Genomic DNA, 14093 nt, shown 5'->3' on the forward strand with positions numbered 1-14093 from the left:
CGCGTGGGCCATTGGCACAGGTGCAGCGTTACGATGAAATCGTGCCAGCCTCCGGGGACCCCCTGCGCATCGCGGTCTACGCCTTCGACGGCGTCACGATGTTCCACCTGTCCGTGCCGCAGCTGGTCTTCGACGAGGTCACCCGGCAGGGCCTGGGCGACTGGACGACGGTCCTCTTCGCCGACCGCGCCGGGTCGATCCGCACCGCCGAGGGCTACCCGATCGGCGAGGTGCGTGGTCTCTCCGCAGCCCGGGAGGCCGACATCGTGGTCGTCCCGTCCTGGTTCGAGGACGGCCGCGCTGCCGGTCCGGCACTGCGGCGGACGCTGACGAGCGCTCACGGCCGCGGCGCGACCATCGCCGGGCTGTGCCTCGGCGCCGTCGCCGTCGCCGACGCCGGGCTGCTGTCGCGGCGTACGGCGGTCACCCACTGGCAGGCCGTCGACATGCTCGCCGCCCGCCACCGCGACGTCGGCATCGACGCCTCCGTGCTCTACATCGACCACGGCGACGTGCTGACCTCCGCCGGCACCGCCTCGGCGATCGACGCGTGCCTGCATCTGGTCCGCAGCAGGCTCGGCGCCGCGGCAGCCAACCGGGTGGCCCGCAGCCTGGTAGTGGCCCCGCACCGCGAGGGCGGGCAGGCGCAGTACATCGAACGGCCGCTCCCGCCGTACCCGGCGAACGATCCGATCGCCGGAGTGCTCGACTGGGCGTTGCGGCACCTCACGGAGTCGCTGACGGTCGAGCGGCTCGCCGACGCCGCCCACCTGAGCCGGCGCACCTTCATCCGGGCGTTCCAGGCGTCCACCGGGGTCACCCCCGCGGTCTGGGTCCGGCGTCAGCGCCTCGACGAGGCCCGCCGGCTGCTGGAGTCGACGGACCTGCCGATCGACCAGGTCGCCGCGGCCTGCGGCTTCGGCAGCACGGTCACCATGCGGCAGTGCTTCGCCGCGGCCTTCGACACCTCACCGTCGGAATACCGCCGGCGCTTCGACGCCCGCACCGCGCAGCTCGCGTCCCGGGCCGGCACTCCACGGAGTGACAAGTAGTCCCCCTTCGGAGTGACAGGGCGACAAATCGCCCCGGCGTCGCGTCATGACCGGCCGGGCCGGCGCTCTCACCAGCATGGCAATGTTTCCGAACTTCCTCCGCAAGGCGGCGATGGTCGGCCTGGCCGTCTCCGCGATCTCAGTACCCGTGCTCGGCGGGTCCGCCTCGGCGGCACCCGTCAGCCCGGCCGCTCCGGCGGCTGTCGTCAAGGCTCCGACCCTGAGCCCGGCGGCCAAGATGCTCATGCGCCGTGACCGCAACACCGTGTGTGTCAACGCGCACGTGCAGAACATCGGCTGGCAGGGCTGGCGGTGCTCCAGCAACCGCCGCGCCGCGCTGGCCGGCACCGTGGGCCGGTCGCTGCGGCTCGAGGCGCTGTCGATCTCGACCCGTCGTACCGGTGGCATCTGCGCCCAGGCGCACGTGCAGAACATCGGCTGGCAGCGCACCCGCTGCACCGGCCGGCACGACACGGTGACCGTCGGCACCGAGGGCCAGTCCCTGCGACTCGAGGCACTGCGCCTGAGCACCCGTACGGGCATCTGCGCCCAGGGTCACGTGCAGAACATCGGCTGGCAGAACTGGCAGTGCACCCGCCGCAGCGGGCAGGTCCAGATCGGCACCGTCGGCCGTTCGCTGAGCCTCGAGGCGCTGCGCGTCCGGGTCTGACCTTCTCCCCCATACGGATACGCCCGCGGAAGCCCTCCGACTTCCGCGGGCGTATCCGCGTGTCCGCCCGTACTGCGGATCAAGGTTGCAGGGACACGCAGTCGCCGTGCTCGCGCAGGTGCAGCAAGGCGGCCAGCCCTGCCTCGTCGAACGCCGTGACGAGGTCCGGCGCGCCTTCCGAGAAGTGCGTCCAGCCGTCGTAGTGCGCCGGGATCACGATCCCCGCGCCGAGGACGGCGGCGGCCGCGGCGGTCCGGCGGCTGTCCATCGTCAGTGGACGGCCGCGGAACTTCGCGGGAACCCGGGCGGCTCCGGCGAAGAGCACGGCCACGTCGATTTCCGGTACGCGCCGCGATATCTCGGCCACCGCACGCCAGCTTCTCGTGGAGCTCCAGCACCCTGCGTTCCCGCAGCCCGTCCGGCATGCCTCGACCTTCGCAACAGCTGTCAGGCACAGGACGCTCGCGCAGCGCCCGGGTCCCGCAGCCTGATCACCCGTTCCGCGGGCGTTCGCGGACGCGTTCGGCGATCGCGTGACCCAGCTCGGCTGTCGTACCGGTGCCGTGCAGGTCGGGGGTCAACGGCGCGTCCCGCGGCCCGTACGCCAGGACGTCCTCGATCGCTCCGAGCAGCTGGGCCGCCGCTTCGGGATGGCCCAGGTGCTCGAGCATCATCGAACCGCACCAGATCTGGCCGATCGGGTTGGCGATGCCCTGCCCGGCGATGTCCGGGGCGGAGCCGTGCACCGGCTCGAACAGGCTCGGGTGGTCGCGCTCGGGGTTGATGTTGGCGCTCGGGGCGATGCCGAGCGTGCCGGTGCAGGCCGGGCCGAGGTCGGACAGGATGTCGCCGAACAGGTTGCTGGCGACCACGACGTCGAACCAGTCGGGGTGCAGCACGAACTGCGCCGCCAGCGCATCGATGTGGAACTTGTCGAGCCGTACGTCCGGGAACAGCTCCCCCATCCCGGCCACCCGCTCGTCCCAGTACGGCATGGAGATGGAGATGCCGTTGCTCTTGGTGGCGGACGTCAGGTGCCGCTTCGGGCGGCGGCGGGCCTGCTCGAAGGCGAAGCGCAGCACCCGGTCGACGCCGATGCGGGTCATCACCGTCTCCTGGAGCACGGTCTCGCGCTCGGTGCCCTCGAAGATGCGCCCGCCCACACTGGAGTATTCACCCTCGGTGTTCTCCCGGACCACGACGAAGTCGATGTCACCGGGTTCCCGGCCGGCCAGGGGGCTGCGGACGCCGGGCATGAGCCGGCACGGGCGCAGGTTCACGTACTGGTCGAAGACCCGGCGGAACTGCAGCAGGCTGCCCCAGAGGGACACGTGGTCGGGGACGACCGACGGCCAGCCGACCGCGCCGAAATAGATGGCGTCGAAGCCGCGCAGCGTCTCCTCCCAGCCGGGCGGCAGCATCGTCCCGTGCCGCTGCCAGTAGCCGGCGCTGGCGAAGTCGAACTGCTCGAAGTCGAGCTGCAGGCCGTGGCGGTCGGCGGTGGCCCGGAGCGCTTCGATCCCGGCCGGGACGACCTCCTGGCCGATCCCGTCGCCGGGGATGACGGCGATGCGGTGCGCGGTCACTGGGCCTGCCTCAGCGCCGCGAGGCCGCCCTGCGAGTCCTCGAGGGCGATGCGCTCCGCGGTGGCGGAGTCACCGGCGCGCAGCGCCCGGACCAGGGCGCGGTGGCTCGTGTACCGCTCCAGGCCGAAGGTCTGGTCCTCGGCCACCCGCCGCAGCAGCAGCTCCCGGCGCTGCGGCCGGGAGAACACCCGGCTCTGCTCGAGCATCCGGATGAGCACGGGGTTGTGGGCGCAGGCGTCCACGGCGTCGTTGAAGTCCTGCATGGTGTCGAGCAGCGCGGTGAGATGCCGTTCCGACGGCTGTCCCGGCGCACCGCGCTCCTTGAGCAGGATCAGCAGGTCGTCGGCGCGGTCGAGGATCGCGTCCAGGGCGTCGAGCTGGGCGGCGGTGGCGTGCCGGGCGGCGAAGCGGGCGACCAGGCCGCGCAGGCCGACCTCCACCTCGGCCAGGTCGTCGATGGCGGCGTCGCGGATCGCGGCGACCAGCACCGTACGCGGGCCGATCCGCTCGATGAGCCCGTCGAGCTCCAGCCGGCGCAGCGCCTCGCGGACCGGGGTGGGGCTGATCGCCAGCCGCTCGGCCATGCCGCGCTCGGTCACCTTGTCTCCCGGAGCGAGGTCACCGGTGGCGATCGCGCTGCGAAGCTGACGGTACGCCTGGTCGGAGAGCGTTGGGGTGGCAGTCATGCCTGCACTTTACCGCCTGCCATGGCAAGTTTCTATGCAACTGTTGACGGCTTTGCCATAGCAAATTAACGTGACGCCGGACACGTGGAGGCGACATGGCCGTAACGATCAGGGACAGCACGGTGTCCCACCGGAAGATCACGTTCTTCATCGCGCTCACGCTCTTCGCGCAGGAGTCGACCTGGAACTTCTACGACAACCAGGTGCCCGTACTGCTGCGGGAGCACGTCACGAGCGCGGCGGTCGTCGGCCTGCTGATGGGCATGGACAACCTGCTGGGCATCTTCATCCAGCCCTGGATCGGCAACCGGTCGGACAACACCCGGACCCGGTGGGGACGGCGGGTGCCGTACCTGGCGGTGGGCATGCCGCTGGCCGCGGTGCTCTTCGCGTTCCTGCCGTGGACCACGTCGCTGGCCACGCTGGTCGCCGTGATGGTCCTGTACGCGCTGGTCGTCAACACCATCCGGCCGCTGGCCGAGTCGATGATCCCGGACTTCCTGCCGCCGGAGCGGCGCAGCCGGGCCAACGCCGCCGTGAAGATAGCGGCCGCGCTGACCATCATCGTGGCCTCGCTGATCAGCCTGTTCGTCATCGACGAGCATCCCCGGGGCGCGTTCGTCATCCCCGCGGTGATCCTGCTGGCCGTCACGGTGGTGCTGATCCTGAAGGTCCGCGACAGCCGGTCGGCCGCGTACCAGGCGGCGCTGGCCGAGGACGCGGACGCCCCGCACGACCAGGCGCGGGTGCCGTTCCACCGGGTCATCACCGAACTCGTCACCGACAGCGACCGCCGCCGGCTCCTGCTGCTGCTGACCGTCCTGCTCTTCGGCGGCGCCTGGTTCGCCTCCCGGTCGCTGGTCACCCCGTACGGCATGGAGGCCCTGGGCCTGACCCGCGGCGAGGCCGGCGGGCTCACCCTGCCCAGCGGCATCGCCTTCCTGCTGGCGGCCTATCCGGCCGCGCTGTGCGCCGAGCGCTTCGGGCGGCTGCGCACCATGGGCGTGGGCATCATCATCTTCTCGGCGTCGATGGCGGCCGGCGCGGCCGTCCAGACCGCCACCGGTACGGTCGTCGCCTTCTGTTTCGCGGCCGTCGGCGCCGCGGCCTTCATGATCAACGCGGCGGTCGCCCTGTGGAACCTGGCCCCGTCCAGCCGGGTGCTCGGTGCCTACACCGGCCTGTACGCGGTCACCTGGTACCTGGGCGGCTTCGGCGGCCCCGCACTCATCGGCGCCGTCGTCGACCTCACCGGCTGGAACTGGATGCTGCTGGACATCGCGATCCTCGCCGCTCTCGCCGTCCTCGTGGTCGTCGGCCTCGGTCGCCTGCACCGGCACCGCACCACACCCATCCTCACCTGACACGGAGTCCGATGCCCACCGTTCTGATCACCACCGACTATCTCGTCCCGGGCGACGAGGTGGACACGTACCTCCTCCAGCAGGGGTGCACGACCCGGCACGACCCGATGCGGGGACCGCGCCGGCCCGAGCAGCTGATCGCGGCGCTGGCCGGCGTCGAGGGCGCGCTGATCGCCAACGAACCGATGTCGGAGCGGGTGCTGCGGGAGGCCCCCGGCCTGCGCGCCGTCGTACGCACCGGCGTCGGCTACGACTCCGTCGACGTCGAAGCCGCCACCCGCCTCGGCATCAGCGTGAGCAACCTGCCCGGCATCAACAGCAACGCGGTGGCCGAGTACACCATCGCGCTGCTGCTCGCCCAGGCGCGGCACCTGGTGCCGATGGCCACCGGGGTCGCCGCCGGCACCTGGCCCCGCCGTGACGGCCACGAGCTGCGCGGCAAGATCCTCGGGCTGATCGGCCGGGGCCCGGTGGCGCGTCGCGTGGTGCCGCTGGCCCGGGCGTTCGGCATGACGGTGCTGGGCACCGGCGAGCTGCCCGCGCCCGCCGGCCTCGTCCCGCTCGACGAGCTGCTCGAACGCTCCGACTTCGTCTCCATCCACACCGCGCTGACGCCGCGCACCCGGCATCTCGTCGACGCTGCCGCGCTGGGCCGGATGAAGCCGGGTGCCCACCTGATCAATACCGCGCGCGGACCGATCGTCGACACCGCGGCGCTGGCCGAGGCGGTCCGCTCCGGGCGCCTCGCGGGCGCGGCCCTCGACGTCGTGGACGTCGAACCGCTGCCGGCCGACAGCGTCCTGCGCGGCGTGGACGGCATCACCGTCTACTCGCACATGGCCGGGCAGACCGCCGAGGCCCGCCTGGCCGCGGGGATGGAGGGCGCCCGGGAACTCTTCGCCGCCCTCGCCGGCCACCCCCGGTCAGCCGTCAACCCCGTGACTCCGAGATGAGGAAGACCATGACCGAAACCCGTGATTCCGTACGCGTGCTCGCGCCCAGCGGCATGCTCGGCGGCGGCTTCCCGCCCGAGACCATCACCCGCGGTCTCGACCTCGGCGCCGACGTCATCACCGTCGACGGCGGCTCCACCGACTCCGGCCCGTACTACCTCGGCTCCGGCACCGCCAAGACCGCCGCCGCGGCCGTCGCCCGCGACCTGCGGCTGCTGCTGCGCGCGGCGGCGACCGCCGGCATCCCGCTGATCGTCGGCTCCTGCGGCACCAGCGGCACCGACTCCGGCGTCGACTGGGTCGCCGGCATCACCCGCGACATCCTGGCCGAGGAGGGACTCGATCTGCGGGTGGCCACCGTCTACAGCGAGCAGCAGGCCGCCGACCTCAAGGAGCACCTCGACGCCGGCCGGGTGCACCCGCTGCCGCCGGCCGGCGACCTGGACCCGGCGACCCTCGAGAGCTGCCGGCACATCGTCGGGATGATGGGTCACGAGCCGATCGTCGAGGCGCTGGCCGCCGGGGCCGACGTCGTCCTGGCCGGGCGGGCCACCGACACCGCGGTCGCCGCCGCCTATCCGCTCATGGTGGGCATGCCGGCCGGTCCCACCTGGCACGCCGCCAAGATCGTCGAATGCGGCGGGCAGTGCACCACCAACCCGCGCTCCGGCGGCGTGCTGGCCACCATCGACGCCACCGGTTTCACCATCGAACCGCTCGACCCGGCGGTCGCCTGCACACCCACCTCGGTGTCGGCGCACATGCTCTACGAGACGGTGAACCCGTACTCCATGCGGGAGCCGGCCGGCACCATCAACGTCGCCGAAGCCACCTACCGGGCCCTGGACGACCGGCGCGTCCGGGTCGAGGGTTCCCGCTTCGAACTCGCCGAGCAGCACACCATCAAGCTGGAGGGCGCACGGGTCACCGGGTACGAGACGATGTCGTTCACCGCCGTCCGGGACCCGCACATCCTCGGCCAGATCACCACCTGGGCCGCGCTGCTGCGCCGGATGATCACCGAGTGGGTCACGCAGACCCTCTCACTCAGCGAGGACGAGTACGCCTTCGACATCCGCCTCTACGGCTACGACGCCGTCCTGGACGCCCTCGACCCGGACACCCGGCCACCCCGCGAGGTCGGCGTGATGCTCCTGGTCCACGCGGCCGACCAGCAGACCGCCACGGCCGTCGCGAAGATCGCCAACCCGCTGCTGCTGCACCTGCCCACCCCGGACATGGACTACCTGCCCAGCCTGGCCTTCGCCACCTCACCGGCCGAGACCGAGCGCGGGGCGGCGTACGAGTTCGTCCTCAACCACGTCGTCGACGTGGACTCCCCCACCAGCCTGTTCCGCATCAACCCGCCGGAGGACCGCGATGTCTGAGCCCGACCGCCCCCGGACGATCGCCGATCTGGCCCGGGAGGTCCGTTCCAAGAACGCCGGACCGTTCTGGGTCACCATGGAGTTGTTCATGCGCGACGCCGCCGGCTACGCCACGGTGGCCGATCCCGCCTACCTGGACGCGCCGGTCATCGCCCGCCTCTACGACGTCGCGGCGGACACCATCCAGATCTTCCGGATCCCCGAGCTGAACGTCGTGAAGATCTCCTTCCCCCGACCGGTGGTACAGGGCAGCCTGCGCGACCGCGACATCCACGCCGGCCAGCACCACGTACCCCTGGCGCTGTTTCCGCTGCCGGTCGCGTGACCGGGAGCCCGCAACGCCGTGTTCGCCGCGCCCTGGAGCTGCCCGAGCGATGAGGCGCGGCCTCGCCGTTTACATCACGTTCTCAGCTGCGCTCCTACCGTCGCGGCATGAAAAGGCGATGGTTATCCACGATTGCGCTCGGCACGATGCTGGCCGTGACGGCGGGCTGCACCGCCGACGACCCCGGGCTGGACCGTCCGACCGGCACGGCGAACCCGCAGTGTGACGGGAAGCTGGACGCGGCCTTCGGCGCGTGGGCGCGGGCCGGGTTCAGCGGCGCCGTCGCCGTGTCGACCGGTGGCCGGTTCGAGTGCCTCGCCGGTTACGGTACGGCCGACGACGCCACCGGCTCCCGGAACACCGCCGACACCGTCTACAGCATCGGATCGGTCAGTAAGGCGTTCACCGCCACCGCGATTCTCCGGCTCGCCGAGGCCGGAAAGTTGTCCCTGGACGACCGGGTCGGAAAACTGGTGCCGGCGGTCGTCGGGCCCGTGGCCAGGGCGACCGTACGCCAGGTGCTCCTGCACACCAGCGGGATCGGCGGTTCGATCGGTGCCGACGACCAGCCGGTCGACCGGGCCGGTGCGATCGCCGCGATCAACAAGCTCAGGCTCGCGTTCCCACCCGGCACCGATGACGCCTACTCCAACGCCGGCTACACGCTGCTGGCACTCATCATCGACACCGTCTCGGGTACGTCGTACCGCGACTACACCCGCACACACGTGCTCGCCCTGCCGGGCGGCGCGGTCACCGGCGGCTTCTGGCACGGACGGCCGGCTGCCACCGGACCCGTCGCCGCCGGGTACCTCGACAAGGGCGAACCCGGGCGGCGGCCGACGGACTTCGCCGGTCCGTACTGGGCGACCGAAGGCAACGGCTCGCTGGCCATGACCACCAGGGAACTGGCCACCTGGGCCCGCGCGCTGTTCCGCGGCACGCTGGCCGGGCCGGAGCCGGCCCGGCTGGCCGGCGATCCGGGCTTCCCGGTCGGCGACGGCCGGTCGCACACGCTGGGCGGCTGGATGGCGTTCGACGCCGAGGTGTACGGCAAGCCGATCGTGGCGATCGCCGGCGGTGGCGGCGACGTCGGCCACAACGTGGCGGTCCTCTGGATCCCCGAGCGCGACCAGGTGATCGTTCTGTCGTCCAACCGATCGGTGCTCACCGCCGAAAAGCTGCTGGCCGCGACGGTTCCGTCGCTGGTGGCCGGGAATCCGTTGCCGACGCCGACCGCGCCGGCCGGCGGTGGGGACCCGGCCGCGATCGCCGGGACGTACCGGCTGGACCCGGAAGGATCGTTCGAGGTGACCGTGGAGGGAAACCGGCCGAGGATCTCCGCCGCCGGTGCCGGCGCGGTGCATGCGCTGTTCCCGCCGCGCGGCCGATACTCCGCCGACGACCTGCGCGAGCACGAGAAGCGCGTCCTCGCCGTGCTGGCCGGCCGGACCGAGGAGGGCCGCGAGGAGCGGCAAGGTATAGAAGCCGAGCACGGGCCGATCTCCGCGGTGACCGCCGGCGGCACCGTGGTCGCCGAAGGCGAGATGCGTACGTACGTCACACTGACCACCCGCGACGGTCCGCGCCTCGGCTGGTACGCGGTCGACGAGCACAGCACCATCGCGGGGGCGGAGCTGCCGACCGGGCCGCCCGCCCTGACACTGGTGCCGGTCGGGACGACCAGGTACCGCCCGGACGACCCGACCGGGACCGGCCCGGACGTGACGCTGGACTTCGCCGGCGGGAAGGTGACCGTCTCCGGGCCGGCCGGGACGACGAACGCGCGGCGATCGGGCTGACATCGCCACGCCGCAGGGGGAAGGAGAGCGGGCCATGCGCGTCCTGCTGGTCGAGGACGATCCGGACCTCGCCGAGATCGTCGCGCTGGGCCTGCGCAACGAGGCGTACGCGGTGGACGTGGCCGGGACCTACGCGGCCGCGGAAGAACTGCTCGGCACCACGACGTACGACGTGGTGTGCCTGGACCTGGGGCTGCCCGACGGGGACGGGCTCGCTCTCATCCGGCGCGCCTCGGACGACCCGGCGCTGCGCCGCCCCCGGCGTCATCTCGTGCTGACCGCCCGCGACGCGGTGGCCGACCGCGTCGCCGGGCTCGACGCGGGCGCCGACGACTACCTGGTCAAGCCGTTCCACTTCGCCGAGCTGCTGGCGCGGCTGCGGGCGCTGGGCCGCCGCGAGGACAGCGCCGGATCGACCTTGCGGGTGGGTGAGCTGACCCTCGACCTCGCCACCCACCGGGCCTGGCGGGCCACGACGCCGCTGGACCTCACCGCGCGGGAGTACTCGTTGCTGCGGTACTTCATGCACCACCCGGGCGAGGTCCTGTCGGCCGAGACGCTGCTGGAACACGTCTGGGACGCCAACGCCAACCCGTTCACCTCCTCGGTACGGGTGATCCTCAGCCGCCTCCGCCGCAAGCTCGGCGAACCGGCGCTGATCGTCACGGTCACCAACACCGGCTACCGGTTGCAGGTGCCGTGATGCGCCCGGTCCTGCGGTCACTGCGCACCCGGTTCGCGGTGCTCGGGTTCCTGGCCGGCTACGTTCCCGTGCTGCTCCTGTTCGGTGTGGTCGTGGTGAGCGACGTCGAGGCCGAGGCGGCCGGCGGCGGCCTGGTCACCAGCACCTCCGCAGACCGGTCGGCCTGGGTGACCTGGGCGGTGCTCGCCCTGGCGCCCGTGGCCGCCGCGCTCGCCTGGTTCCTGGCCGGACGGGCGGTGCGCGACATCGACCGGGTCCGGACCGTCGCCGAGGACATCGGGGCCGCCGATCTGAGCCGGCGGGTCCGGCTCGACCGGGGTCCGAGCGAGGTCGTCCGGCTCGCGGCGAGCATCGACGACATGCTCGCCCGGCTGGAGCAGGCGGCCGAGACCCAGCGCCGGCTGATCGAGGAGACCAGCCACGAGCTGCGGACGCCACTGTCGGTGCTGATGGCCAACGCCGAGGTGCTGCTCGCCCATCCCGACCCGTCGATCGAGGTCTACCGGCGCGGGCTGCGGAACACCGCGGCGGCGGCCGGGCGCCTCCAGGCCACCATCGACGAGCTGCTGGTGGACGCCCGGGGCCGGGCGCGCACGATCGCGCGGCGCCCGGCCGACCTGATGACCGTGGTCCGCGCCGTCGCCGAGGACGTCGGCGTGCTCGCCGCGACGAAGGCGATCGACCTGTCCGTCACCGGCCCGGAGGCGGCGGAGTGCGCCTTCGACGAGCCGACCGTGCGGCGGGCGGTGACGAATCTGGTCGACAACGCCGTCCGGTACGCCCCGGCGGGCAGTACGGTCGAGATCAGCGTGGAGGCGGCGGCGTACGAGGTCGCCGTGGTGGTGACCGACCACGGTGCCGGCATCCCGGCCGCCGAGCAGGAGGGCGTCTTCCAGCGTTTCTGGCGCAGCCGCACGGACGTCGCGGGCACCGGTCTCGGCCTGCCGATCGCCCGTCAGGTGGCGCTGGCGCACGGCGGCGAGCTCACCCTCGTGTCACCCGGTCCGGCCGGCGACGGCTGCGCGTTCCGGCTCACGCTGCGCCGCTGACCGCCCGGGGCCACCGGCTGAGGTGGCCCCGGCGGTGCCGGTCAGGTGCCGGCGGGTGTCCACATCGGATCGCGGCCGAGGTAGCGCAGCAGGGCGGCCGCGGGGCCGTCGCCAGCCTGAGCGGGCAGGGCCGGGGCGTAGGCGAAACCACGCAGCGGCTCGGCCGTCGCCTGCGCGGCCGGCCTCAGCTCCCCGGCCAGGGCGTCGGTCAACGGTGTCGGCTGGCCGGTCGCCACCGCGACATCCCAGGCGTGGACGGCCGCGTCGAGCGCGCAGGCGGCGGCCGCGATGGCCGGCGTCAGCTCCGGTACGGGCGGCAGCGGGGTACGCACCGACGACGATGCCGGGTCGACACCGGCCCAGGCACCGGTGGCCGCCTCGATCGCCTTGGCCATCGTGTCCTGGACGCCGCCGTCGAGCCGGCGGGGCGGATCGAACGGGTTGTAGGACGGCAGGGAGCCGGCTCCGACCACGGACGCCCAGGCGTGCTGGTCCCCGGCGGCGTGGAACAGCACCTGGGCCACTGTCCAGTCCGAGCACGGGGTCGGATCGTCGAGCCGGTCGGTGTCGACGGCCACGGTGGTGACGTGGCCCAGGGCGTCAAGAGCGGTGGTGAGTACGGTGAAAGTCACGGATGGTCCCCCTCGATGGTTGCTTCCCGGCCCCCCGGCCGGACGGTCAGGTGAGTGCCGCGAAGAACTGGCGGATGTCCTCGATGAGCAGGTCCGGTGCGTCGTGCGTGGCCCAGTGCCCGCCGCGGTCGTAGGTGTTCCAGGAGACGATGCTGCGGTGGTCGCGTTCGGCGAATCTGCGCACGGCGCGGAAGTCGAAGGCGAAGGCGGCCAGGCCGATCGGCACGGACGTGGGCCCGGCGGGATCGGCGGCGCGGTGGTTCTCGTAGTAGAAGCGGGCTGCCGAGGCGGCGGTGTTGGTGAACCAGTACAGCGCCACGTTGGTCAGGACGTCCTCGGAACTCAGCGAGGTGCCGAACAGCTGGCCGCTCCAGGCCAGCTGCCCGGCCGGCGAGTCGGCCAGAGCGTGCGCCAGGGTCTGCGGCTGGGCCTGCTGGGACCGGTCGTGGATGGCGTGCTCGGAGAACGCCTGACCGAACCGCAGTGCACCGAAGTCCTCCTCGGTCAGCCCCTCGAACTCGCCTGCGTCGCCGCGCGGGAAGGAGAAGATCTGCGTGACGTGCACACCGATGACGTGCTCGCGGTCCAGCTCACCCAGCAGCGGCGAGACGATCGCGCCGGCGTCGTTGCCGTGCGCGCCGTAGCGGTCGTAGCCCAGCCGCCGCATCAGCTCGGCCCAGGCGGCGGCGGTCCGTCCTGCGCTCCAGCCGTGCTCCTTGGTGGGGCCGGAGAAGGTGAAGCCGGGCAGCGAGGGGATGACCACGTGGAAGGCCGGGGCTTCCGGACGGCCGTGCGCGGCCGGATCGGTCAACGGGCCCACGAGCGGAAGGTACTCCACGAAGCTGTTGGGCCAACCGTGCGTCAGGATGAGCGGGACGGCGTCCGGCTGGGCCGAGCGCACGTGGACGAAGTGGATGCGCTGCCCGTCGATCTCGGTCGTGAACTGCGGGTACTCGTTCAGCTCGGCCTCGCGCGCCCGCCAGTCGAACGAGGTGCGCCAGCGTTCGACCAGGTCCCGGACGTAGGAGCCGGGGACTCCGTACTCCCATCCGGCCGGCACGGGTGCGCCCGCGCCACCGGCGAGGACCTCCTTGGAGGGCAGTTCCTCGGCCCAGCGGGTCCGGGCCAGCCGGTCGGCCAGGTCGTCGAGGCTCGCCTGCGGTATCGCGATGCGGAACGGGGTGATGCTGGGATCGGGCACGGCGACCGCCTCTCTGTGTACGCCGTGGAAAGCGCGAAGCGTACGTGCGCCCCCTTTCGCCGCGCTGACGTCACGCTCACGCGGGCGGGCCGGGCGCCGCGATGAAATAGCGCCGGGGTGACAGACATGTAGGGAGTGCCGGGCAGGATCTGACCGGCATCACCTACCGAGGGAGCCGCCTTGGCCCGCGCATCCGATGCCGCCGACTTCGAACGCCTCTACCGGGCGTGTTATGAGGACCTGCTGCGGTACGCCCTGCGCCGCACCGCTCAGCCGGAGACGGCCGCCGACGTGGTGGCGGACACCTTCCTGGTCGCGTGGCGGCGGTTCGACGACCTGCCACCCGGCAACGGCCGCGCCTGGCTGTTCGGCGTGGCCCGCAACGTCCTGGCCAACCAGTACCGCGCGGAACGCCGCAGTGCCGACCTGGCCGCCCGGCTGCGCCACGAGCTCGGCGGTGCCATCGTCACCGCGCCCGAGGCGCCTCCGGAGATCTCCTCGGCCTTCGCCACCCTCAACGCCGCCGACCAGGAGCTGCTGCGCCTGGTCGCCTGGGAGGGACTGTCCGCCGAGGAACTGGGCGTGGCGCTCGGCTGTTCCGCGAACGCCGCCCGCATCCGCCTGCACCGGGCCCGTACCCGCTTCGCCGAGGCGCTGCGGTCACCGTCGATCACGAAGTAGA

General features: G+C 72.4%; 15 protein-coding genes. 10 read left to right on the forward strand and 5 right to left on the reverse strand.

All coding sequences use genetic code 11. The annotated features are described in order from the left end of the window. Positions 1-41 precede the first annotated feature (41 nt). Both Aau02nite_RS09840 and Aau02nite_RS09845 read left to right on the forward strand, forming a co-directional pair. Positions 42-1052 carry a GlxA family transcriptional regulator gene (locus tag Aau02nite_RS09840; RefSeq protein WP_246595026.1) on the forward strand — a complete coding sequence of 337 codons (1011 nt, stop codon included), beginning with the start codon at positions 42-44 and terminating at the stop codon, positions 1050-1052. A 76-nt stretch (positions 1053-1128) separates the two neighbouring features. Further along, positions 1129-1722, forward strand: coding sequence for an Ig domain-containing protein (locus tag Aau02nite_RS09845; protein WP_212988029.1), 594 nt, complete (start codon positions 1129-1131; stop codon positions 1720-1722). 79 nt (positions 1723-1801) lie between these two features. On the opposite strand, the gene Aau02nite_RS09850 is transcribed toward Aau02nite_RS09845, so the two are convergent. The 3 genes from Aau02nite_RS09850 to Aau02nite_RS09860 all read right to left on the reverse strand — a co-directional run bounded on the left by Aau02nite_RS09850 (position 1802) and on the right by Aau02nite_RS09860 (position 3994). Beyond that, on the reverse strand, positions 1802-2089 hold the full coding sequence (locus Aau02nite_RS09850; protein WP_212988030.1) for an MBL fold metallo-hydrolase: 288 nt from the start codon (positions 2087-2089) through the stop codon (positions 1802-1804). 124 nt (positions 2090-2213) lie between these two features. Next, complete coding sequence (locus tag Aau02nite_RS09855; RefSeq protein WP_212988031.1) at positions 2214-3308, reverse strand: tartrate dehydrogenase; 1095 nt, start codon at positions 3306-3308, stop codon at positions 2214-2216. Beyond that, positions 3305-3994: a GntR family transcriptional regulator gene (locus Aau02nite_RS09860; protein WP_212988032.1), complete on the reverse strand. Its 690-nt coding sequence runs from the start codon at positions 3992-3994 to the stop codon at positions 3305-3307. The genes Aau02nite_RS09855 and Aau02nite_RS09860 overlap by 4 nt, the downstream gene beginning before the upstream one ends. Before the next feature lie 95 nt (positions 3995-4089). Between Aau02nite_RS09860 and Aau02nite_RS09865 the strand changes: the two genes are divergently transcribed. From Aau02nite_RS09865 to Aau02nite_RS09895, 7 genes are all read left to right on the forward strand, one after another. After that, complete coding sequence (locus Aau02nite_RS09865; RefSeq protein WP_212988033.1) at positions 4090-5358, forward strand: MFS transporter; 1269 nt, start codon at positions 4090-4092, stop codon at positions 5356-5358. Between the two features lie 11 nt (positions 5359-5369). After that, positions 5370-6311, forward strand: coding sequence for a phosphoglycerate dehydrogenase (locus Aau02nite_RS09870; RefSeq protein ID WP_212988034.1), 942 nt, complete (start codon positions 5370-5372; stop codon positions 6309-6311). Positions 6312-6319: 8 nt separating this feature from the next. Then, the gene (locus tag Aau02nite_RS09875; RefSeq protein WP_212988035.1) at positions 6320-7699 is read left to right on the forward strand and encodes an acyclic terpene utilization AtuA family protein; all 1380 of its coding nucleotides are present in this window, start codon (positions 6320-6322) and stop codon (positions 7697-7699) included. After that, on the forward strand, positions 7692-8024 hold the full coding sequence (locus tag Aau02nite_RS09880; RefSeq protein ID WP_212988036.1) for a DUF4387 domain-containing protein: 333 nt from the start codon (positions 7692-7694) through the stop codon (positions 8022-8024). The genes Aau02nite_RS09875 and Aau02nite_RS09880 overlap by 8 nt, the downstream gene beginning before the upstream one ends. A 107-nt stretch (positions 8025-8131) precedes the next feature. Then, positions 8132-9826, forward strand: a complete 1695-nt coding sequence (locus Aau02nite_RS09885) for a serine hydrolase domain-containing protein (RefSeq protein WP_212988037.1) — start codon at positions 8132-8134, stop codon at positions 9824-9826. A gap of 34 nt (positions 9827-9860) precedes the next feature. Further along, positions 9861-10529, forward strand: a complete 669-nt coding sequence (locus Aau02nite_RS09890; protein ID WP_212988038.1) for a response regulator transcription factor — start codon at positions 9861-9863, stop codon at positions 10527-10529. Then, positions 10529-11578 carry a HAMP domain-containing sensor histidine kinase gene (locus Aau02nite_RS09895; RefSeq protein WP_212988039.1) on the forward strand — a complete coding sequence of 350 codons (1050 nt, stop codon included), beginning with the start codon at positions 10529-10531 and terminating at the stop codon, positions 11576-11578. Before Aau02nite_RS09890 ends, Aau02nite_RS09895 begins: the two co-directional genes overlap by 1 nt. Positions 11579-11619: 41 nt before the next feature. On the opposite strand, the gene Aau02nite_RS09900 is transcribed toward Aau02nite_RS09895, so the two are convergent. Both Aau02nite_RS09900 and Aau02nite_RS09905 read right to left on the reverse strand, forming a co-directional pair. Continuing rightward, a complete protein-coding gene (locus Aau02nite_RS09900) occupies positions 11620-12210 on the reverse strand; it encodes a TIGR03086 family metal-binding protein (protein ID WP_212988040.1) in 591 nt (196 codons plus the stop codon). Between the two features lie 46 nt (positions 12211-12256). Continuing rightward, on the reverse strand, positions 12257-13411 hold the full coding sequence (locus tag Aau02nite_RS09905; protein WP_246595027.1) for an epoxide hydrolase family protein: 1155 nt from the start codon (positions 13409-13411) through the stop codon (positions 12257-12259). Positions 13412-13591: 180 nt separating this feature from the next. On the opposite strand from Aau02nite_RS09905, the gene Aau02nite_RS09910 reads away from it, so the two are divergent. Next, the gene (locus Aau02nite_RS09910; protein ID WP_212988041.1) at positions 13592-14092 is read left to right on the forward strand and encodes an RNA polymerase sigma factor; all 501 of its coding nucleotides are present in this window, start codon (positions 13592-13594) and stop codon (positions 14090-14092) included. The last annotated feature ends 1 nt before the right edge of the window (position 14093 follow it).

It is taken from the genome of Actinoplanes auranticolor, from assembly GCF_018332655.1.
GTDB classification, from domain to species: Bacteria; Actinomycetota; Actinomycetes; order Mycobacteriales; family Micromonosporaceae; genus Actinoplanes; species Actinoplanes auranticolor.